This window comes from Odoribacter sp. AF15-53, from assembly GCF_003479425.1.
Lineage (GTDB): Bacteria > Bacteroidota > Bacteroidia > Bacteroidales > Marinifilaceae > Butyricimonas.
This window is the reverse complement of record NZ_QUHC01000011.1, coordinates 56,761-78,735: the sequence shown is the minus strand read 5'-3', so window position 1 is coordinate 78,735 and position 21,975 is coordinate 56,761. Positions and strand designations below refer to the sequence as shown.

The following is a 21,975-nucleotide window of genomic DNA, read 5'->3' as shown; positions in this document are numbered from 1 at the left end:
TTGTTTGTTTTAATGGCCTCAAAAGTAATGATTTTTTACTAACAATGTATTCGAAAATGAAGATATCGAATTAATTTTAGGTTTTCGGTTATGAATTTTAGGTTTTGAGCCCGTGAACTAAGGGAAATGTAAAAGCACCCCCCTTTCCTCCCGGGTAGGAGGGAAAGGGGGGATTTTTGATACACTTTAGTATCAGGGGGGATATTTCTTGCCTTAATTCTTGATTGCGGCGATTTCTTTCACGGCTTCGATGGCGGTGTTAACGTCTTCTTCTGTCGTGAACGCACCGATACTCATGCGAACTGTCCCGTGAATGTCGAACGTGCCGATAACCTCGTGTACTTTCGGGGCGCATTGTAGCCCGGTACGTACGGCGATATTGTAATCCACGTCGAGCATCGTGCCCACGTCAGCGGAATCGAAACCGTTAATGTTGAAGCTAAGAACCGGGTTCTTGTTTTCAGGACTGTTAGCGCAGTATGTTTTAACTCCTTCGATATCTTGTAATGCTTTCCGGAGTTTATCCCATAACTGTATTTCCCGGTGATGGATGTTCATGATGCCTTGTTCCTGAATCCATTTAACCCCGGCGTTCAATCCGGCAACACCCAACAAGTTAAGCGTTCCGTATTCCAGACGGTAGGGGTATTCGTCCAAGTGTACGGGGTAAGCGGAACGAACTCCGGTACCTCCGGCACGGGTATGTTTGATCTCGATTCCTTCACGCACGTATGAACCTCCGATTCCTGTCGGTCCCATGAGGCATTTGTGACCCGTGAAGCAATACACGTCGATATTTGAAGCTTGCATGTCCAGATCGACAGCCCCGGCACCCTGACTTCCGTCAACCACGAAAATCACGCCTTTTTCCTTGCAGACTTTACCGATTTCTGCCAGCGGTTGGATGGTTCCCAGTACGTTGGAGCAATGGGTTACGACCACGAACTTGGTGTTTGGTTGGATAGCTTTCTTGATATCATCAGGATGCACGTAACCATTTTCGTCAAAAGGTACGTAAGTTACGTCTATGGTGCCGTTTTGATGATGCATGTTAAGCGGGCGCAACACGGAGTTGTGTTCCAGCATGGTGGAAACCACGTGAATCCCTTTTTCAACCAGGCCGTTGATGATCAGGTTTAAAGAATCGGTTGCGTTGTAACTGAATGTTAGACGATTGTGGTCGGTTCCCCCGTTGAAGAGTTTGGTCAACATTTTACGGGTAGAGTTTACTACTTCCTCGGTTTCAACGGCGGCGTCGAAACCGGAACGTCCTGGGTTTACACCATGTTTACGGTAGAAATCGTTCATGAAATCATAAACTACATCCGGCTTCGGGAAGCTGGTTGCTGAATTGTCTAAGTAGATTAATTTGCTCATAATGCTCGTGTTATAATTTTAGATTTTAAATTTTAGATTCCAACTGCACAAGCTAACCGCATTAAAATGAGTGATGTCAATCACTGAATCATTTCATTTTCAATTACTAAGGCATCCGCTACCAACTCTGCCACCGTTTTTATGGTGATGCCCAGTTTATAAGTGTGATTTATTTGGGTTAGCTGATCCACGCAGTTGTGGCACGGGGTTACGACAATCTCGGCTTTGGTTGCGGTGATCTGGTCGGCTTTGATCTGGCCGATTTTGAGACGACGTTCGTTGTATTCACTCATAGCTAAAGCTCCTCCGCCACCCCCGCAACAGAAATTATCCGTGCCGTAAGGTGTCATTTCAACGACATGCGCGGCGGCTGAATTTACCACGAAACGAATCTCGTTGAGTAGTCCCCCGTTGCGCACTAGATTACACGGGTCATGTATGGTGACTACTTTGTCATTCAGGGTTTTGTCGAGCTTGATTTTTCCACTACGAATGTATTCTCCGATGAGTTCCACCACGGTAATCGTGTCGAAATCGTATTGGGTTTTGAGATAATTGGGACCTTCCCAGCGCATGGCTCTTGAACCGTGTCCGCATTCCCCGAGCACGAGACGTTTGCCGTGCAGGCGGTGGATCTCGTCGTAAAGGTTGCGGGCAATTTGGGTTGCCTCGGCGTTATTACCGTTGAAATACCCGTAGTTGGTCACGTCGTAGTACTTGGATGACAATGTCCATTCCTCGCCGGCAGCGTAAAATACTTTTGCCATGGCGGATATGGATAGGGGGAAGAATTTCGGTTCCCGCGGGTTCAGCGTGTAGAAGACGTTCTTGTCGGGTTGATCCAGGAATATCCCGGCTTTTGGGTCTTCCAACTCGTCTTGTAGTTCTTCTTCCATCCATTGTATCGTGTCCACGAATTCTTCGGTAGGAATGCCCATGTTGTTCCCGGTGTTGATGGCCGCATCCACGGTTGCCTGAAGGGTTTTCGGGACAAGGTCCATGGCGGCAAGCATTTCTCGCCCTTTTTTCACGATGAACGGGATGTCCACGCCGATGGAGCAATGTTTCACGCAGCGGCCGCACATGGTGCATGAGCCGAAGAGGGAATCAATCATTTCGTCGCACGTTTCTTCATTTAGTTCCCGGGCGTTGAACAGTGAGGGGAACATGGCGCCCTGCCACGTTTGGTAACGCCTGTAAATAGAACTGACCTGATCGACTTTTCGGGCCGGGATGTATTTACCTTCTTTCATGGTGAGGTAGTACATGCAACTGGATGCACACAAGCCGCAGCGTACACACGCGTTCAGGTGGGTTTCCAGTTTGCTGTCGCTCGTGTTCGAGAGGATCGCAAGAGCTTTGGCTTTTTGTTCGTTGGTGATATTATTTGTCATATTGTACTGCTTTTTTAGGAGGCCATGTCCCACGCCAACCGTAGAAAAAGCCCAAATGATATCTGGCAAAGAAAAAGTAAAGCACGTGTTTGATTTTACCCAGGGGTATCCACACGAAAAGGAGCGCCATTATGATATAATACGCGGTCCCGAATTGTAACGTCAACAGGGAATAAGTCGTCAGGAAAAGCATCACCGTGCAGAGAAGATTCGAGATATAATCATCCGCGCAGGATAGTTCCCGGAGTTCTTTTTTTGCCAGTCGCTTGATGAATAAAGCCAACCCGCAAACTGCCGCGATAAAAATGACTGCCGCCACTAAAATGACGATGAGGTTCGTTGCGCTTTCAATAGGAAGTTGGAACTGAAAAATAACCGCGAGCGTGAATAGAAGGTACACGGCTATAGCCAGAAAGTTTCCTATATGAAAAAATATACCTGCCGTATAAGTGGGCAGGTGTAAGTATGCTGATTCTTTTTGCATAGGTGACATGGCTCCGATACAAGAGTAACAGACTGCTTGGGCAATATTCCCGGATTTTTGAGAAAGGTCCTTGGGAGAACCCTTTTTTAATAACCGTAGAAAATATCCCCCCAGTAGTACTACACAAAAAAGAAGTGCAGCTAACGAGGTCCAAATATACCAAGACATGGTCATGGGTATTAGACGCAACCGTCAGGTTTGGGTAATCCTGCCACCCGACACGCACCCCGGGCTGGTCCTAACGGGAATAACTCGTAAATATCTTTCAATTTTAATCCGGTTTCTTTGCAGATGGTACGAACCATGGGAGCGTTCCCTTTTTCTTCAAAGTTATTGCGGATGATTTTGATCACGGCCCAGTGGTTATCCGTCAAATCATTGATTCCGTCTGATGCCGCGAATAATTTTGCCACGTCTTCGTTCCAGATTGAAGGATCAGTGAGGAATCCGTCCCCGTCTACTTCGAATGTTTTTCCTTGAATTTCTAGTGTTGCCATAATGTTTATTGGTTTTAGATTGAATGGCAATATAATAATAATTTGCAATAATCACAATGATTTTTGTTTGGGTTTGAGGAGAAGGTTGATAAAGTCTTTGTGCATGCAAATAGGTGAAAAAGGTACTTGTGGGGTGAGAATTGGACGTTATTTATCTGGTTTTTAGGGGTGTGTGGCGGGATGGCTGAAAGTGAAAGATTTGATATAAACGAAATGAAGGGATTTTTTGTCGCAAATATTATGTTTTTTTGTATTATGAAAAGAATTGATAAGGAGAATGATCCTGTAAAATGCTTTTATCTTGGAGATATAAATTGTCAATGTTGTGCAAAATAGCTTGTGAATCGAATGTTTTGTGATAAAAATATTATCTTTACGGCTGTATATAGTGTGCTAGACGTTTGAAACGTGTATATGAAAAACCTCCGAATGTTCATATTACTCCTTTTGTACGGATTGTTTACGTCCGTTCAAGACGTTATGGGGGAAAATGTGCCTCAACATGAGATCAAACGGGTTTTATTCGTGAGTTCTTATGATTCGGAACAGGTCTGGGGACGGAAAGTGTTGAATGGCGTGACGAAACAATTGAACAAAACTTCTTGTAATGTTGACTTGAGAGTCATTTATCTGGATTCCAAGCGGCTGACAAATTTGACGGTAAGACAATCATTATTGGAAACACAATTGCGGGAGATTCAGGGGAAGTTGGATCTGATTATCGTTTCGGATGAAGAGGCGAACAATACTCTTTTTTCTTTGGACGTTCCTCTATTGAAAGAGACACCTATTGTGTTTTGTGGTATTTCCTGTTACGAGAAGAGAGCAGGTTTCGAGGACGTGACGGGGGTTATTTGTAATGTTGATTACGAGAAGGTATTTTTGCTAGGACGTAAGTTATTCCCGGAAGCACAAAAAGTATACGTGTTTTCAGATCGGACGGGGGCAGGACAAGCTCACCAGACGTTGGCACAACAGCAATTGGCAAAGTACGGGGATAAATTCCCGATTGTTTTCGGGGGTGATACAATCACGGGGGTGAATAATTTCTTGAAAGAGCTTCAGAATGTTTATCCTTTGTCGTTCGTGATATTGACCACGTGGCAACTGGGAAAACAGGGGACTTATCTTGATCCGGACGTGTATTATTCGATGTATGCTAACGAGTGTCCGGTGCCAATTTTCACGGCAATTGATAACGGGTTGGGTAAGGGTATATTCGGGGGAATTGTTGCGTTTGCCGATCAACAGGGGAACCGGGCGGGGAGAATAGCCGTGAGGATATTGAATGGAGAGCGTGCGCGATCCATTCCGATTGATACGGTACACCCAATACCGGTTTTTGATGATAATCAATTGAAGAAGTGGAGGGTTGAGCAAGCGATGCTTCCGAAAAACAGCTTGGTGCTTAATGAACGGGGAACATTTTGGAATACCTATAAGAGTTATATTTTAATGGCGGGAGGAGTATTCGTGTTGTTGTTGTGCTTGGTGTTGTTTTTGATCTTGTCGCGAATGCGATATAGAAAGATTTTACACCGGAGTGTTTATTTAGAGAAAGCAACGCAACAGATTGCCGAGATGCTAAAGAAAAAGACTGAAATTTTGTCGAATACGTTGTCTTCCATGAGTGAGGGGATTATTGTCGTGGATAAGGAGTTGCGAGTAATCGAGTTGAATCAGGCTTCCGTGGAGGGCTTGGGATGCGGGAACGAAGTAATCAGGAGACCTTTGAAAGAGCTTTGTGAAATAAGCCGGAACGGGGGTGAGGGGATTGAAGAGTTGTTGTTAAAAGTGATACGGGAGGGAAAAAGACGGGATTTGTCCATGAACACGGTGCTGATCCCGTGCAAGGCTCCCGTTCAGCAGATAGCCGGGAACGTTTCACCGTTGATGAATGATTTGAATGAAGTGAATGGTGCGGTACTCATGTTGCGGGATATCACTCGCGAATGGCAACAACAGACGTTCCTGCGTATATCGATTAATGCTTTGCAGGCTTACTCGTGGTGGTATGATGTTGATAAGAACGTGTTGAAGTTTGGTGAAGGGTTCTTTGGGAGTGACGAGCTGAAGGATAAATTGAACACGATTGAAAAATTGATCGCTCACGTCCACGCTGATGATCGGGAAGAAATGCTCGCGTGTTTCGATAAAATATCGAATCAGAATGTCAGTGAATTTACTACCTTGTTTCGAGTAGATTTTAATAATTCGGGCAAATATATTTGGTTGGAAAGTCGCGGGATTGTGGAAACCGTGGAAATGAGCGAAGGTCAGAAGGTCAAATATGTATATGGAATGGGCATCGACATTAATCGTTATAAGGTTGCCGAAGAAAATATGGAGATCGCCATGCGTAAGGCCGAGGAATCTGATCGCTTGAAATCGGCTTTCGTGGCCAATATCTCGCATGAGATCCGAACGCCGCTGAACAGTATTGTCGGATTTGCAAATTTGATGGTGGAAGGGGAATACTCCGAAGAGGAGAGGAAGTTGTTTAGTGACACGATTGCTAATAATAGCCGGGCGTTATTGGGGTTGTTGGATGACGTGCTTGATCTGTCCCGGTTGGAGGCGGGTATGGAAAAGGTGCATTTTGCGGTTTGTGATTTTCATTTTCTGGTGAATTTCATATTGGATATCGGCCATTTGAATGCGGCGGAAGGGGTTAAGTTCGTCTCTAAAGGTCCCCGGAAGGAACTGTTGGTTCTGACGGATGAGGCGAAGTTGACGAAAGTGTTTATGAATCTGGTAGGGAATGCAAAAAAGTTTACCATGCGGGGGAGTATTGTCGTGGGGGCTAACGTTTCTGCGGATGGAAAATGGATCGAGTGTTGCGTGGAAGATTCCGGGATCGGAATTTCACCCGAAGGCTTGGAGCATATTTTTGATCGGTTCTATAAAGTTAACGAGTTTGTACAAGGTACCGGGTTGGGACTCTCCATTTGTAAGACGATTATAGAGCTTTTGGGAGGTCAGATTTGGGTCGAGTCTGTCTTGGGGGAAGGAGCGACTGTTTATTTTAAAATACCTTATCTGAAACCGGAAGATAAGAAGGAGTAATTTGAAAATCTTGGATCAAGAAGCTAAAATTACCTGTAAAAACAAGTTTATAAAAGAAAAAAGCCAGCATTTCTGCTGGCTTAGTTTTTGAAGCTCCTCAGGTAGGACTTGAACCTACGACCTACGGATTAACAGTCCGCCGCTCTAACCAACTGAGCTACTAAGGAATTTTCTCAAAAGCGATGCAAATATAGGGTTTTTAGGGGATCATGCAAAATAATTCAGGAGAAAATTTAATGAAAAATTGAAAATTGTTTGGAGACTTGTTCTGAGGCTTTGAAAATCAAATCGGTGTAAAACGTGGGGTCGGTTGAGTGTTCAAGTTATTATTTCTATATTCGTAAAAAACAGTTTGTTTTTTTATATATTTGTTGATGTCATTGTAAATATTCTGGATTATATTTTTTCGTGTTGTGAATTTTAATTAATATTGGAGTGGTACAATTAAAAAATGCAGGTACGTGACAGATGAAGAATTACAAGAACTAAAACTGGGCGATGAACGGGCATACAAGCGTTTGTTTTATATGTATTACGCTAATTTAGTGCTCTATGCTAATGCTTTTCTAAAAAATCGGGAGGCCTCGGAGGATGTTGTTCAAGAATTTTTTATCACGTTCTGGTACGAAAAGAAGTATAAGAGTATCGTGGGAGGTTTGGAAGGTTACTTGTACCGTTCTGTACGAAATAACTGTTTGAATTACTTGCGAAACGAGAAACGACATCATGATCGTTTGATTCACATGGTGGTGGAGGAGGCTGAGGAGTTTAAATTCAGTCTGGAGGAGATGGAAGAACGGGAAGAAATCCAACGGGCGATAAATAAGTTACCTGAGCAATGTCGTGCGATCTTCACGCTTTGTTGTCTGGAAAACATGAAATATCAAGAAGTTGCCAATCAGTTGGGAATTTCGATTAACACGGTGCGCACGCAGATGGGCAGGGCGTTTAAGTCCTTGCGCGATTCTTTAAGCGGGAAGACATTCACGATGATATTATATATGATATTGTTTCACCGTTAAGGGGTGGGGGTATTTTTTTTCTTATGTGATTAAAAAAAATGAAATTTCTTGTCACATCAAAATGAAAATTTGGTGTCATACGGTTGTAAACAAAATGTGACAAGATGCAAGATCGTGTATGGGAAATAATTTCTGCCAAGATTAACGGGGAACTATTAAGTTTATCGGAGGAAGAGGAATTGCTGCAATGGATGGATGAATCTCCGGACCGTCGCTTACTTTTTCATCGATTGGAGAAGTATTACAGGGCTTGTCGTGCGGAAAGTAAAATAGATGTGGATGCCGCTTATGAGAAATATCTGGCGGGACTGTCGAAGGTGAAGAAGCGTCGACAGGAGAGGTTGTATCGTTATGTTAGTTTTGCTGCAGCCGTGGTTGTCGCCATCGTGTTTACATTTGCCGGATTGTATTGGGATTACCGGGGAGACGTGGAGCCGAAGGATATTTTGGCGATACGTGCCGGAGAGTCCAAAGCGCTTCTGACGATGGCTTCCGGGGTAGAGGTGCCGTTGAGTGCGGGGAAAAGTATCACGTTACAGGAACAAGGCGGAATTATAAATAACGAGAATGAAATATTGGTCTACACGGCGGATACGCTTTCTTTCGTGAAAGAGGAGGCCTTTCACACGGTGAAAATTCCGCGGGGAGGGGAGTACCGGTTGATCTTGGAAGATGGAACCAAAGTATGGTTGAACGCGGAATCCCGTTTGGTTTTTCCGGTTGTTTTTGCTGCTGATCAGCGTCGGGTTGTGTTGGAGGGAGAAGGTTTTTTTGAGGTAGTGAAGGATTCCAAGAGACCTTTTATCGTGACAAGCGGGGAGCTAAACGTCCGGGTTCTCGGTACTTCTTTTAATATAACGGCGTATGAAGATCTGCATCAAGTTGTGACCACGTTAGTTGAGGGTGTTGTTCGGGTGGAGGGCGAGCATGTCGAAAAAGTATTGAAACCCGGAGAACAGGCCATATTTACCGTTCAATCGAAACAACTGGAAGTTCAACAGGTGGATGTTCGGTTGTACACCTCCTGGAAAGACGGGTATTACATGTTTGAAAAAGAACGTTTGGAAGATATCATGAACACATTGGCTCGTTGGTATGATGTTGATGTATTTTATGAAACGAATGCCGTGAGGGATGTCCGATTTTCCGGACGGGTAAAACGGTACGGTGAAATCTTGGAATTTCTTGAAACCATAAAATTAACACAAGATGTTGATTTTAAGATTAAAGATAGGACTGTTTTTGTGACTAATAAATAAAACTGAGAACGACTCCTATCATTCTCAGTTTTATGGTAACCACTCAAGCTAACTGCTTGCAATTCGTTGGCAAGAGTGAAATGTTTAATTTAAACACTACAAATCTATGAAAAAAAAGTGGATCTATGCCACCTTTCGTAAGAAAATGTGGCTACAGAAAATGTTATTTATGATGAGTAGGATTGCATTTTTTATTCTCTTGGGAACCATGTCATTATCGGCTAATGTTTACTCTCAAAGTGAGATTCTTGATCTGAAAGTAAAAAACGCCACGCTCGCTGAGGTTTTTAAAGAAATCACGAAAAAGAGCGGCTATGATTTCCTGTACAATTATGATGTGGTCGAATCCCAAAAGAATGTTTCTATCCGGGTGACGAATATGCGTCTGGAAGAGGTGTTGAAGGAACTGTTGGGGCCTAGGAATCTGACTTACGAGTTCAAGGAGAAATTGATTGTCGTGCGCCCTGTTTCGGTGGTGGGCCGGGATACGGTTCAACAAAAGCCGGTTGTTATCAAGGGTACGGTGAGAGACGAGAAAGGAGGGGTGTTACCCGGCGTGACCGTTTTGATAAAAGGTACGAAGTTGGGGGTGGCAACGGATAATGATGGCGTTTTCAGGCTTGAGTTTATTCCTAGGGACACGGTAACGTTGTTACTGACGTTTGTCGGCATGGAGAATAAGGAGGTGAAGGTTTGGGATTGGAAAAATCTGAAGGATTTGAATATCACGATGAGGGAGGATAAGGTGGCGCTGGAGGATGTCGTGGTAACGGGATACGCGAATATCAAGAAATCGAGTTTTACCGGAACCGCCACGCAGGTGAAGCGGGAAGATATTTTGAAGGTTGCCGGGCGAAACGTGATAGATGCCTTGCAGGTGTTTGATCCTTCTTTGCGTATCATGAAGAATAATCTGATGGGGTCGGACCCGAATACTTTGCCGGAGTTTTACGTGCGGGGTCGTTCCGGTATCGCGGGGATAAAGGAATTGGACGTGCTGGAAGCTGCTGACGTGTCGCAATTTGCGATAACTAATAATCCGAACACGCCTATTTTTATATTAGACGGTTTCGAGGTATCGGTGGAGAAAGTGTATGATTTCGATGTGAACCGGATTAAGGATATCACGATCTTGAAGGATGCGGCTGCAACCGCCATGTACGGTTCAAGGGCCTCAAACGGGGTGGTGGTGATCGAGACGATTGCTCCTCGTCCGGGGCGTTTCGTGGTGTCTTATAGTGGTAATTACGAGATTACAGCTCCGGATCTTAGTAGCTACAACATGATGAATGCGCGGGAGAATCTGGAAGCCGAGTGGGCTGCAGGGGTATATGCTTCGGATCCGGATTACCAGTACTATGAACGAGAAAAAGCCAACTTGTACGGTATATATCTGGATAAGAGGAATGCGATTCTGGCGGGAGGTGATTATTACTGGTTGTCCCAGCCTTTGACAACGATGTTTAATCACAAGCATAGCCTTTACGTGGAGGGTGGTTCCGATGTGATTCGCTTTGGTATAGAGTTACGTTACGATAACCAGAATGGAGTCATGAAAGAATCTTTCCGTAACCGGATAGGTGCGGGGCTGACGCTGGAATATCGTTACAAAGGGTTCCAGATGCAGAATAAGGTGTCTTATGACATGATGCGTTCCAAGGCTTCGCCTTACGGATCGTTTGGGGATTACACGAACAAGCATCCTTATGAACACTGGAAAGATAAAAACGGAAAGTTGTTGAAGAAATTGCCGCAACGGAATTACGGGGATAGTTTTATTAATCCTTTGTACGAGGCTACATTGGGAAATTTTAACAAGAGCGATTACAAGGAATTCACGGATAATCTTTCAATGAATTGGTACGTGAATGATTATTTGTTAGTAAAAGGGCAGTTTGCGATCAGTTATAAACAGGATAAAACGAACGTGTTCACGGACCCGGAATCTGCAAAATACGGTACGGGCCTTACGGCTTTTTTAAAGGGAGAGTTGACACAATCCCAGACAACGACAACTCGTTGGAACACGAATGTTTTTGCCGCTTATAATCGTTTGCTGGGGTTACATAACCTGAATTTTTCTTTGGGATTTAATGCGACCTATTCGAACACGGCCTATTCGTATTCTCATTACCGGGGTTTTCCGGATGCTAACCGACATTCTCCGGCTTATGCTTACGAGGTGGTGAAAAAACCGACGTTCTCGGATAACAAGACCCGATTGTTCGGGGCATTCCTGATGATGAATTACAGTTATAATGATATTTATCTGGCCGACGTGTCTTTCCGTTATGACGGTTCTTCGGAGTTTGGTTCCGATAATAAGTGGGCTCCTTTCTGGTCTGTCGGTGCGGGAATCAATCTTCATAACTATGCTTTTATAAAAGGAAACGAATGGATCACTCAATTCCGAATAAAAGGGAATGTAGGACAAACCGGTAAATCGAATTTCCAACCCTATATGGCAAGAAATACTTATGAGGTTTTGTTGGATGACTGGTATCAGACGGGTATCGGTGCCAACCTGATTTACATGGGAAATGACGATCTGACTTGGGAAAAACAGTTATCTTGGAATATCGGTACGGATATTACGACTTGGAAAGATCGCCTGACGCTGGGGTTTGATTATTATTACAAGAAAACGATTGATCTGGTGACTGAAGTATCCCTCCCGTCTTCCTCCGGTTTCGGCAAGTACACGGATAACATCGGTGAGATCCTGAACGAGGGGATCGAGTTGGATCTGAACGTGCGTGCGTATAGTGATAAGGACTGGGATGTTATCGTGTTTGGAAACTTGGCGCATAACAAGAATAAGATATTGAAGATTTCCGAGTCGTTGAAGCAGTATAACGAGCGGATTGACGAGTATTTTGATGAATATAATCAGAATGCTTCGAAAGCTCAGGATTCCAAATTCTCCCAAACGTTTATGAAATACGAGGAGGGAAGTTCATTGACAGCGATTTACGGGATGAAGTCTTTGGGTATCAATCCGGCAAACGGTCAGGAGGTTTACATGAAACGCGACGGAACGATCACTTACACGTGGGAGTCGAGCGAGCAACAGAAGATCGGGGATACCGAACCGAAAATTCAAGGTGCTTTCGGATTGAATCTGCGTTTTCGGAATTTCACGTTCTACACGACATTCCTTTACGAGTGTGGTGGGGATGAATACAATTCGACGTTGGTGAATAACGTGGAAAATGCCAATCTGATCAAGTACAATGCGGATAATCGGGTGACCACGGATCGTTGGCTGAATATCGGAGATGTAGTCCCGTTGAAAGATATCAAGGATCGTTTGTACGTGACCCGTTCAACTTCCCGATTCGTGCAAAAGAACAATAATGTGGTCTTTAACTCTCTTTCCGTGGGGTATGACGTTGACCCGATATGGTTACGGAAGATTTACCTGAGTTCGTTGAGAGTACAGTTTAACATGAAGGATCTTGCAACGATGTCGACGATTAAACGTGAGATGGGGTTGAATTATCCGTTTGCCAGAACATTTACGTTTACGTTAAATGCTAGTTTCTAATATTTATGATGAAGAATATGAGAAAGTTATATTTAATATTTTTGTTGCCGGCCTTCTGGTTGATATCCTGTAATGATTTTCTGGATGTCTCGGCTGATAATGAATTACTGCAGAACGAGATTTACGGGGACTATAAAGGGGTGCGAATGGCGGTGAACGGGGTGTATCGGAATCTTTCTTCAATGGATTTGTACGGTCAGAATCTGACTTGGGGTTTCGCAAGTGCTATCGGGCACAATTATCAATCCAACGGAACTTCATATTTACCTTACGGCTTGTATGAAGCGGCTGCGTTTAACTGGGAGAGTGCCGATGCGCAGAGCTTTGCCGAGAGGATATGGTCCAAGGCTTATAACGTGATCGCCAGTTGTAACGATATTATTCAGCATGTCGTGACTAAGGACACAAGTTTCTTCGGGGAGGGAAAGATGGAGAAAGATATGATTCTGGGAGAAATGTATGGCTTGCGTTCGCTGATGCATTTTGAATTGTTCCGTTTGTTCTGTCCGGCACCGGTGATGAACCATACGGGAAGGGCAATTCCTTACGTGACGAAGTACCCGGACCTGCAACCTCAATACCAGACGTCTCCGGCCGTGATGGATTCGATTATCACCGATATGACCCGGGCCCAGAGTTTGTTAGCCGTGGTGGATACGGTGTTTAATCGCAGACAAAACACGAGTATTTATTCCCGGGTGAGGAGTATAAATCGAAGTTTATCAAATTCTCCGGATGATTTTTTCCTGTACCGGGCGTGTCGCATGAATTATTTTGCGGTCAACGCGTTGCTTGCCCGGATATATATGTATAAAGGAGATGACGAGAATGCTTATACGAATGCGGTGGTGGCGTACAAATACCACCAGCGGTGGTTCCGTTGGACATCGAACTCGAATCAGGGAAGTGTTTCCAATATTAATTTCCTTTATCCGAAACGCTATAATGAACTCTTCCTTTGCTTCTCGAATAACGACGTGGTGGACCAAGTGGAGAATATTTTGAAGGGGTACACGTATTCTTTACGGATGAAAAATATGGATATCCTTTTTGCCGGAGACTTGGATGATTACCGGTACACGGGATTCTATAATAAAACAACTTTGACGTACGGGTCTCAGCGGTATGCGACGTGGTTACGTTTTTCCGGGGCAACTTTTTCAGAGGTGCTGGACCAGTTACCGTTATTGCCCGTGATCCGGGCTTCCGAGATGTACCATATCCAGATCGAATATTTATTGAACAAAAACAGGAAAACGGAAGCAATCGAGTTGTTTAATTCTTTGCGGACAAGCCGTGGGGCAAAAACGAAGTTAACGGCAGATATGACGGTTACCGATTTGAGGTTGAAGCTGGAATATGATATTATCCGGGAAACGTTGACGGAGGGGCAGACGTTTTTCATGTTTAAACGTTTGAACCGGGATATATTTAACGGACGTGAGGGTATCAAGATGACCCCTGAGAAATGGGTAGTTCCAATCCCGTACAGTGAAACGGCATATCAATAATTTAAATCGAATAGCTATGAGAAAAATATATTTGTTTTTGGGATTTATGATTGTTCTGGGAGCTTGTTCGAAGGATGATATCAAAACATATAGTAGTCATAATTACCTTCAATTCGTGAAATTGGTGACGGATTCATCGGTTTGTTCGTTTCTGGCTTACCCGAATGACAACGAGTTGGAGTTTCCCGTGGTTGTGGAGGTTATCGGAATCCCTTCCGGTCAGGAAGTGGAATATAAGATCACGGTTGACGAGGAGAACACGAGTGCCACGACGGCCAATTACAGATTGCCGGATAAGTTTTCGATAAAATCGGGAAAGGTGTGCGATACGTGTAAAATCACATTTATTAAAACCCCGGAAATATCGACAAAAGCTTTGAAACTGATGTTACGATTGGAGCCTACGGATCATTTTCAATTGGGACAGACCGAGTGCCGGGAAGCGATCATTTATGTTTCTAACGTGATAGCTAAGCCCAACTGGTGGACGGATAACGTGACCTCTTATTATCTGGGTGTGTATTCGGATAAAAAATATAGGCTTTTTATCCAGGAAACCGGAAAGGCAGATATTGATAGCGATAATATCGAAGAACTTCGTTATTACTCGATCATGTTCAAGCACTATTTGCAGAAAAAGAAAGATGCGGATGAAATGGTGCGCGAGGATGACGGAACGGAAATGACCGTGGAGATAGAAGTCGGATAATTTAAACGAAACGATTATGAGAAAATGGATATTATACTCTTTGTTCACGTGTTTTTTGTTGAACGCGTGTTATGAAGATAAAGGTAAATATAGTCTGATTGATTATAATGAGGTTACGTTAGATGTGGTAACTTCTTTGACAAAGAAGAATATAATTTTGGGCGATACGGTGCGTATCGTGCCTAAGATGACCTGGAAATACCCCGATCGGGATACGTTGTCTTTTGATTACCGTTGGGAAATGGGGTTGGGGAATGTCGTTTCTACAGAGCGGAATTTTGAATATATTCCCACGGGTTGCGGTCAGTTTGATGTGAATTTCTATATGACGGATCAGAAGACCGGGATCGTGGCTCATGCGAGTCACACGGCAATAGAGGTTCAATCTCCCTATAAAGTGGGGTGGCTTATCTTGTCGGAAAAAGATAATCGCACGAGTTTAAGTTATATCCGGCGGGATAGTTGGCAGGATGAGGACAAGAAAACCCATTATGAATGGGTGGCTTATCCGGATATTTACGCGGACCTCTATCCGGGTAATGCTTTGGGAACGGGACCGATAAAATTGGAAAACGTGATGACGGGCGGGGAGGAAGATGAAGTGATGGTGGTGCAAAGAACCGGGGGATGTTATTATCTGAGCGGGGCGGATTTTCAAAAAGTGGCGGCCTTGCATGAAGAATTTCCGGGAGCGGCATACCCGGCAGGCGTTGAGCCTGTTGACGTGCGGAATGGCGGTTGGCACGATTTCGTGTTGAGTGCTGGCGGGGAAGTATATTGGAGACGAAATGTCGGTTCTGAAACGCAACATGTATCCGCTTTTATTGATATCCCGCTTTATTTTGAAGGTGCGCAGGATGGAGGGAAAATCACCAAGTTGTTTGATTTGGATACGAAAGCTTGTGGGGCGGTGTTAATGTATGACGAGGGAAATAGCCGGATCGTGGGACGTATTACAAGTTTCAACAGTAATAGTGATAGCGGGCCGCTGAACTTTATCTATACCCCGGATGAGCCGGATGTGGTGAAATTTTACGATCTGACCGGTTATAAAGTGTTGTATCTGGGGGATTACGGGGATGGTAGCGGATTGATGGCTATGTTGAAAGAGGAGAGTACCGGTAAATATCTATACCAGAATATGGAGATGGATAGTTGGATTGATTTTAATATCATGAATTGCACGCAGGAGGTTTTCGCGGGGAGTGACGTGATCTCTGATAACACGGTGTATTTCCGGATACGGAATAGCTCTTATTTGTTTATGGGAGAAGGAAATCGCTTGTATTTCTATGATGTGAACACGAAGAGAGTGAAACTGTTTACGAGTTACACGACCGGTAATATTGTCGAGATTTTGCAGGATGCAGATGCCGGAGGTATCGGGGTAGCTTTGGATGACGGTAATTTCTATATCTATAAACTAAGTACCGAAGTTTTGGCCGATGATAATCCGGGAGAGAAAGGATTGTTGTTCTCTGTTTCCGGGTTAGGAAAGATCGTGGATGTCGAATGGAAGTGGGGAGGTTCGTATAATTGGGCGTTCGGTCGGTATTGATAAGTTGATTTTAATAATTTGATAGCTAATAGGCTGTGTTAAAAGTTCAATAAACTCCTCCGTCGGCTTCGCCGCCACCTCCTCTATAAACAGAGGAGGAGCTGGTGACTCTTTTCGAAGACTGTGAGTAACTTAGCTCTCCCTCTGTTTATAGAGGGAGTACGGCGAAGCCGGGAGGGAGTTTGAATGTGGACTTTTTGCACAGTCTCCTAGATGTTCTTTGTCTATAATTTGGGAGTTTGATGTTTTGTGTAAATTTAAAATGAGTTAATTATGAGGAAATTGTCTGTGATTTTTTTCTTAATCCCTGTTCTTTTGGTGACCTGTTTCGAACAGGAGGGATATGCGAGAAAAAAGAAGAAAACGGAAAAGGCGGAGAAAGAAACGCCTTATCAAAAGTTATTTAAGAATAAGGCCCACGAGACGGTTAAGGGATTATTTACTATTCACAAGATGGATGGGAAGGTGTATTTTGAAATTCCGTTGGGGGTGTTAGGAAAAGATATGTTGCTGGGGTCCACGATCACGGAAACGACAAATAATCTATTTGGTAGCGTGGGAGAGAAACCGACAGAACCCTTGTGCGTGCAGTTTACGAAAACGGATACGATTATTAGTTTACGACAAGTGAATCATGCTTACACGACGGAATTGGAGAATGTTGCCCACCGGATTCAGGAGAGTATGAAACCTGCCGTGATGTATAATAGTGGGGTGTTAGCTTATTCGCCTGATAGTACGGCTGTCGTGTTTGACATGACCGAATTTTTCTTGACGGATGATGAACAATTAAGTCCTTTTTCCGCTTATGCCCCGATAACTTGGGGTGGGTGGTGGCTCGTTAAAGATTTTAAGAAAGATAAGTCTCAACTGGGGAAGGTGAAAGCTTTTGCGGATAACGTGAGCGTGCAAACTTCTTTAAGTTACGAGGTAAACGTGCGAGACGGGAGTTATTATTACGTGTATAAAATGCCGTTTACTTCTTTGATGACCCGGAGTTTTATTTTGTTGCCGGAAGAACCGATGAGGCCGAGAATGGCTGATCCCCGGATCGGGATATTCTATCAGGAATTGTCCGATTTCAGAAATGGGGATACGGGATTGAAGACTATTTATTATGCTCAGCGCTGGCGTTTGGAACCTGCGGATGAGGCTGCTTATCGGGCCGGGAAGCTGGTAGAGCCGAAAGTGCCTATCATCTTCTACGTGGATCATGCTTTTCCGGAAAGTTGGAAAAAATATATAAAGACGGGAGTTGAAGAGTGGCAGGCTGCTTTTGAAAAAATTGGTTTCAAGAATGCGATCGTGGCTAGGGATTTCCCGACGGATGATCCCGAATTTGATCCGGATAACGTGAAGTACTCTTGCGTGCGTTATTCTCCTTCCTGGGTGGCGAATGCCATGGGACCTTCGTGGACGGACCCAAGAACCGGGGAGATTCTGAATGCTTCGGTTTATCTGTATCATAATCTGGTACAGTTGGTTCAGGACTGGCGTTTTTTGCAGACTTCTCCCGCAGACCCGGAGGTTAGAAAAGTTATTTTTGATGAAGAGACTTTAGGTAATTGTATTCGTTACGTGGTTTCACACGAGATCGGTCATTGTCTGGCCTTGATGCATAATATGTCGGGTTCGGCGGCAATTCCGACCGATTCGTTGCGTTCCCCCTCTTTCACGCGGAAGTATGGAACGACTTATTCTATTATGGATTATGCCCGTAACAATTACGTGGCCCAGCCCGGCGATAAAGAGCGGGGTGTAAAATTAACTCCGCCGGATTTGGGTGAGTATGATTTGTTCACGATTAAATGGCTGTATACTCCTTTGTTGGATGCGAAAACGGCGGGAGAGGAGGTTCCCGTGTTGAATCGTTGGATTACGGAGACTTCCGGGAATCCGGTCTATCGTTATGGGAAACAACAAATAAACGGGAAACTTGATCCGAGTTCTTTAGAGGAAGATTTGGGTGATGATGCTGTAAAATCAGCTACTTACGGGATCAGAAATCTGAAATACGTGTTGGCAAATATGAATGATTGGGTCGGTGAGGATGATCCGGATTATACTTTCCGTCAAAACATGTATAACGAGATTATTTACCAGTATGTACGTTACGTGAACCATGTCTTGTTGAATATCGGGGGACTTTACTTGAATGAACGTTATGACGGGGATCTGTTGCCGAGTTACTCGGTGGTCCCGAAAGAAAAACAGAAAAGCGCATTTGATTTCTTGCTGGGACAGGTACGTGATCTGGCGTGGTTGAACGCGCCTGAATTACAACAGAAGTTTCCTTTAATGAGTGATATTTCTACCGAATTGGAGGAGAAAATATTCGGAGCGTTGATGTCCCGTTCTTGGTCTGTCGCCTTGGCCGCGGCAAAGGACAATAATAAGGATACTTACACGACGAAAGAATTTTTAAAGGATGTGCAGGATTACGTTTTTGCCCCGACCCGAAAGGGGAAAACGCTGACGGTACAAGAGAAAAAGATGCAAATGGAGTTATTGAGACAGATACTTCTTTTTTCCGGTTTAGGAAAGAAGGGAATGTCGGGAAGCCCGTTGACGATCACGGATGTCTGCCGGATGGTGGATGTTCCGGAACAAGTGAAAATGAAAAGCAGGGAACGTTACGGTGTGCTTCCGGCAGAAATCATGGGACGTTTTACGAATGCGGAACAATTGGAATCTTGCGGGAATGCTCCCGTTGTGGGGCATTTGCCGGAAAGCGTCTTGCAGCGTCAGGGCTTCGGTTACTGGGTAAATGTGAACTCCAATATGGTAATAGAACCTTTGGATCACTTGTATTTTGATATGCTGAAAAAGATTCAGTCGTTGTTGAAGAGTAAGGAGAATACGGGGGCGGAGGATACCCGTCAGCACTATCGTTTGCTGTTGTACAAGATTGAACAGGCGTTGAAGTAGTTCGGATTTATTGTAAATTATTAGGTATGAAAAATATATTATATATCTGTTTTATTTCTTTTTTCATGATTGGACTTTCGGGGCAGGTGCAAGCGAGAAAGAAAAAGGAGGTAAAGAAAGAAACTCAAACTCCCTACGAGAAGCTTTTTAGCGGAAAACAAGCAAAAACCGTGAAAGGTTTGATGACGGTACACAAAGTCGGGGAAAAAGTGCTTGTCGAGTTCCCGTTGTCCTTGCTGGGAAAAGATATGATGTTGACTTCCTCAATCGAGGACATCAGTGACAATGGAGAAGGGGTTGTCGGTCAGTTTGCCGGGTATTCGCTGCCTTTCTGTTTTACCCGGCTGGATTCGACATTACAGGCAAGATTATTCCTGATGGATAAACCATTAAATAATAGTGCGGAGACAAACTTGAACCCGGCAATAGCCCGTTCGAATGCCGGGGGTGTTTATACTTCTTTTAAAATAGAGGCTTATACCCCGGACAGCACGGCTGTTGTGGTAGATATGACTTCTTTATTCATGGAGTATTCCCCGTACACGACGCCTTTCTCCCCGTATGCCGGGAATTCGTTTTTCGGGTATATCACCCGCGATCACGAGTATAAAAAGGAACGTTCGTTTTTGAAAGACGTGAATGCTTTTGATAATAATATCATGATAACCTGTGAACTCGGTTTCCTGATGAATCAATATTTGTTCGGGGCTTTTAAAGTGGTACCCGGAGATGTAAAAGTGTCCGTGACGGCGAATAAAATGTTGATGTTGTTGCCGGAAGAACCGATGCGTCCCCGGGTTGCCGATCCTCGTTTGGGGGTGTCTTTTATGAAAGTCGCTCATTTCAAGCATGATCGAAAAGGATTGGAATCTACATTCTACACGCAACGGTGGCGGTTGGAACCCGTGGATGAAATCGCTTTTCGTCAGGGGGATTTGGTCGAGGTGAAAAAGCCGATCGTGTTTTACATGGATACCTTAATGCCCCGGGAATGGAAATCTTATATCCGGGAAGGTGCGGAGGCTTGGAATGCGGCTTTCGAGAAAATAGGGTTTAAAAATGTGGTACAAGTGGTGGATTTTCCGAGAAATGATCCGGATTTTAATGCGAATAATATCAAATATTCAACCATTCGTTACGCTCCCCTGTGGTTGGATATGCAAAGCACGATGCACGTTGATCCCCGTACGGGAGAGATACTGAATGCTTCGCTTTACGTGTATGACGGGATGGTTTCCGGATTAAAGACCGATCGGATCATGACGACAATGGCAGCCGATCCCGGTGTGCGCACGAATCGGTTTTCCGAACAGATGATCGGGGAACTCGTGCGGGCAGAGATCATGCGGGAAATCGGGATCAATTTAGGACTGGTTTATAATGCAGGCGCATCCGGGGCTTACTCTGTTGATTCCCTGCGCTCCCCGTCGTTTACCCGGCAATATGGTTTAAGCCCGTCGGTAATGGATCATGTGCCTTGTAATTATATAGCCCAGCCGGGCGATGTAGAGAAAGGTGTACGCATGACGCCGGGCGGTTTGGGTGAATATGATCATTACGTGATTAAATGGTTGTATGCGCCTATTCCCGAAGCCGTGAGTTTTAAAGATGAGCTTGCTACGCTGGATTGTTGGATCAGAGAGGGACGGGATAACCCGAATTATCGTTTCGGGAAAATGCCTTATTATTACTATGATCCCACGTCTTTTGCTGGGGATTTGGGTGATGATCACCTGAAAGCGTTACAATACGCGATTAATAATCTGAAACTTGCCGTGCAGAATTTCTACTCGTGGTATGCGGAGGGAGATGAGGATTTGTCTATCCGCAGCCAGATATACAACGGGTTAAGATATCAACTGCAAAAACGGATCAATGATTTGTCCGTGAATCTGGGAGGTTTTTATCAATTGGAAGCATATTCATCGGAAGGCAAACCCAGTTATGTACCCGTTCCCCGGAATGTGCAGAAAGCGGCGTTGAAATATATGGTCGATTTGGCGAAGAACCTTTCATGGCTGGAAAATCAAGAAGTGGAACGGCAGTTGGAAATCCGTAATTCGTCTGTTGATCAGATTCGTAATTTTATACTGGGAACATTGACCTTCCGACTAAAATACGTGGCGTTGGGAGCCGAGAAAGGGAGCGGGTATCCGACACAAGAATACGTGGAAGATATCTATCAGAACGTGTGGGAAGGAACAATAAAAAATCGCCCGTTGCAAAAGTACGAGATGGATTTGCAGCATGACTTTCTGGGAAGCGTTGTGGCTTCTTCCACGATCGCGACGGCGGCAGGGAATTTCACCCCTCGTAGGGGAATCACCGGGTTGACGGATGAACAAATCTCTGAATTTACGATCAATCGAAATCAATTACCGGTATTGCGGGAACGGGGTAATTGGAAGGCTGTGGTAAAGACTCCGGAAGAGCAGAGTGGATTTTATCCCTCGATGCAGGTGGTCATGCCGGGTGATTACGTGCCGGTAAACTATTATTTCAATATGCTTTTCCGGGTTCAGGATTTGTTGAAAGGAGCCGTGCTGCGGAGTTCGGGTGATACGAAATTGCATTATGAATATCTGTTATTCAAGATCAAACAAATGTTAGATAATAAATAGAC

General features: G+C 44.3%; 13 protein-coding genes and 1 tRNA gene. 9 read left to right on the top strand and 5 right to left on the bottom strand.

Annotated elements, in window-relative coordinates; all coding sequences use genetic code 11:
• Window positions 1–213 precede the first annotated feature (213 nt).
• The 4 genes from DWW52_RS17505 to DWW52_RS17490 form a co-directional block, all read right to left on the bottom strand.
• Window positions 214–1,377, bottom strand: a complete 1,164-nt coding sequence (locus tag DWW52_RS17505; RefSeq protein ID WP_118716796.1) for an aminotransferase class V-fold PLP-dependent enzyme — start codon at window positions 1,375–1,377, stop codon at window positions 214–216.
• A gap of 80 nt (window positions 1,378–1,457) precedes the next feature.
• Window positions 1,458–2,771 carry a (Fe-S)-binding protein gene (locus tag DWW52_RS17500; protein WP_118716794.1) on the bottom strand — a complete coding sequence of 438 codons (1,314 nt, stop codon included), beginning with the start codon at window positions 2,769–2,771 and terminating at the stop codon, window positions 1,458–1,460.
• Window positions 2,761–3,423: a hypothetical protein gene (locus tag DWW52_RS17495; protein WP_118716792.1), complete on the bottom strand. Its 663-nt coding sequence runs from the start codon at window positions 3,421–3,423 to the stop codon at window positions 2,761–2,763. Before DWW52_RS17495 ends, DWW52_RS17500 begins: the two co-directional genes overlap by 11 nt.
• Before the next feature lie 11 nt (window positions 3,424–3,434).
• A complete protein-coding gene (locus tag DWW52_RS17490; protein WP_118716790.1) occupies window positions 3,435–3,752 on the bottom strand; it encodes a TusE/DsrC/DsvC family sulfur relay protein in 318 nt (105 codons plus the stop codon).
• A gap of 414 nt (window positions 3,753–4,166) precedes the next feature.
• Here DWW52_RS17490 and DWW52_RS17480 point away from each other — a divergent pair, with 414 nt between their 5' ends.
• Window positions 4,167–6,818, top strand: a complete 2,652-nt coding sequence (locus DWW52_RS17480; protein ID WP_118716786.1) for an ATP-binding protein — start codon at window positions 4,167–4,169, stop codon at window positions 6,816–6,818.
• Window positions 6,819–6,911: 93 nt separating this feature from the next.
• On the opposite strand, the gene DWW52_RS17475 is transcribed toward DWW52_RS17480, so the two are convergent.
• Window positions 6,912–6,985, bottom strand: a tRNA-Asn gene (locus tag DWW52_RS17475).
• A gap of 294 nt (window positions 6,986–7,279) precedes the next feature.
• Here DWW52_RS17475 and DWW52_RS17470 point away from each other — a divergent pair.
• The 8 genes from DWW52_RS17470 to DWW52_RS17435 all read left to right on the top strand — a co-directional run bounded on the left by DWW52_RS17470 (window position 7,280) and on the right by DWW52_RS17435 (window position 21,973).
• On the top strand, window positions 7,280–7,840 hold the full coding sequence (locus DWW52_RS17470; RefSeq protein ID WP_158582653.1) for an RNA polymerase sigma-70 factor: 561 nt from the start codon (window positions 7,280–7,282) through the stop codon (window positions 7,838–7,840).
• Between the two features lie 104 nt (window positions 7,841–7,944).
• On the top strand, window positions 7,945–9,099 hold the full coding sequence (locus DWW52_RS17465; protein ID WP_118716782.1) for a FecR family protein: 1,155 nt from the start codon (window positions 7,945–7,947) through the stop codon (window positions 9,097–9,099).
• Between the two features lie 106 nt (window positions 9,100–9,205).
• Complete coding sequence (locus DWW52_RS17460; protein ID WP_233556968.1) at window positions 9,206–12,646, top strand: SusC/RagA family TonB-linked outer membrane protein; 3,441 nt, start codon at window positions 9,206–9,208, stop codon at window positions 12,644–12,646.
• A 17-nt stretch (window positions 12,647–12,663) separates the two neighbouring features.
• Window positions 12,664–14,157, top strand: coding sequence for a RagB/SusD family nutrient uptake outer membrane protein (locus tag DWW52_RS17455; protein WP_118716889.1), 1,494 nt, complete (start codon window positions 12,664–12,666; stop codon window positions 14,155–14,157).
• A gap of 16 nt (window positions 14,158–14,173) precedes the next feature.
• Window positions 14,174–14,866 (top strand): DUF4843 domain-containing protein, encoded by a 693-nt coding sequence (locus DWW52_RS17450; RefSeq protein WP_118716780.1) that lies wholly within the window; start codon window positions 14,174–14,176, stop codon window positions 14,864–14,866.
• A 16-nt stretch (window positions 14,867–14,882) separates the two neighbouring features.
• Window positions 14,883–16,424, top strand: a complete 1,542-nt coding sequence (locus DWW52_RS17445; protein ID WP_118716778.1) for a PKD-like family lipoprotein — start codon at window positions 14,883–14,885, stop codon at window positions 16,422–16,424.
• Between the two features lie 273 nt (window positions 16,425–16,697).
• Window positions 16,698–19,352 carry a zinc-dependent metalloprotease gene (locus tag DWW52_RS17440; RefSeq protein WP_118716776.1) on the top strand — a complete coding sequence of 885 codons (2,655 nt, stop codon included), beginning with the start codon at window positions 16,698–16,700 and terminating at the stop codon, window positions 19,350–19,352.
• 26 nt (window positions 19,353–19,378) lie between these two features.
• Complete coding sequence (locus DWW52_RS17435) at window positions 19,379–21,973, top strand: zinc-dependent metalloprotease (protein WP_118716774.1); 2,595 nt, start codon at window positions 19,379–19,381, stop codon at window positions 21,971–21,973.
• Window positions 21,974–21,975 lie beyond the last annotated feature (2 nt).

Coding starts and splice junctions, on each gene's coding strand:
- DWW52_RS17495 (WP_118716792.1), bottom strand. CDS start 3,423: ATGTCTTGGTATATTTGGACCTCGTTAGCTGCACTTCTTTTTTGTGTA.
- DWW52_RS17490 (WP_118716790.1), bottom strand. CDS start 3,752: ATGGCAACACTAGAAATTCAAGGAAAAACATTCGAAGTAGACGGGGAC.
- DWW52_RS17440 (WP_118716776.1), top strand. CDS start 16,698: ATGAGGAAATTGTCTGTGATTTTTTTCTTAATCCCTGTTCTTTTGGTG.
- DWW52_RS17500 (WP_118716794.1), bottom strand. CDS start 2,771: ATGACAAATAATATCACCAACGAACAAAAAGCCAAAGCTCTTGCGATC.
- DWW52_RS17480 (WP_118716786.1), top strand. CDS start 4,167: ATGAAAAACCTCCGAATGTTCATATTACTCCTTTTGTACGGATTGTTT.
- DWW52_RS17460 (WP_233556968.1), top strand. CDS start 9,206: ATGAAAAAAAAGTGGATCTATGCCACCTTTCGTAAGAAAATGTGGCTA.
- DWW52_RS17455 (WP_118716889.1), top strand. CDS start 12,664: ATGAGAAAGTTATATTTAATATTTTTGTTGCCGGCCTTCTGGTTGATA.
- DWW52_RS17505 (WP_118716796.1), bottom strand. CDS start 1,377: ATGAGCAAATTAATCTACTTAGACAATTCAGCAACCAGCTTCCCGAAG.
- DWW52_RS17465 (WP_118716782.1), top strand. CDS start 7,945: ATGCAAGATCGTGTATGGGAAATAATTTCTGCCAAGATTAACGGGGAA.
- DWW52_RS17445 (WP_118716778.1), top strand. CDS start 14,883: ATGAGAAAATGGATATTATACTCTTTGTTCACGTGTTTTTTGTTGAAC.
- DWW52_RS17435 (WP_118716774.1), top strand. CDS start 19,379: ATGAAAAATATATTATATATCTGTTTTATTTCTTTTTTCATGATTGGA.
- DWW52_RS17450 (WP_118716780.1), top strand. CDS start 14,174: ATGAGAAAAATATATTTGTTTTTGGGATTTATGATTGTTCTGGGAGCT.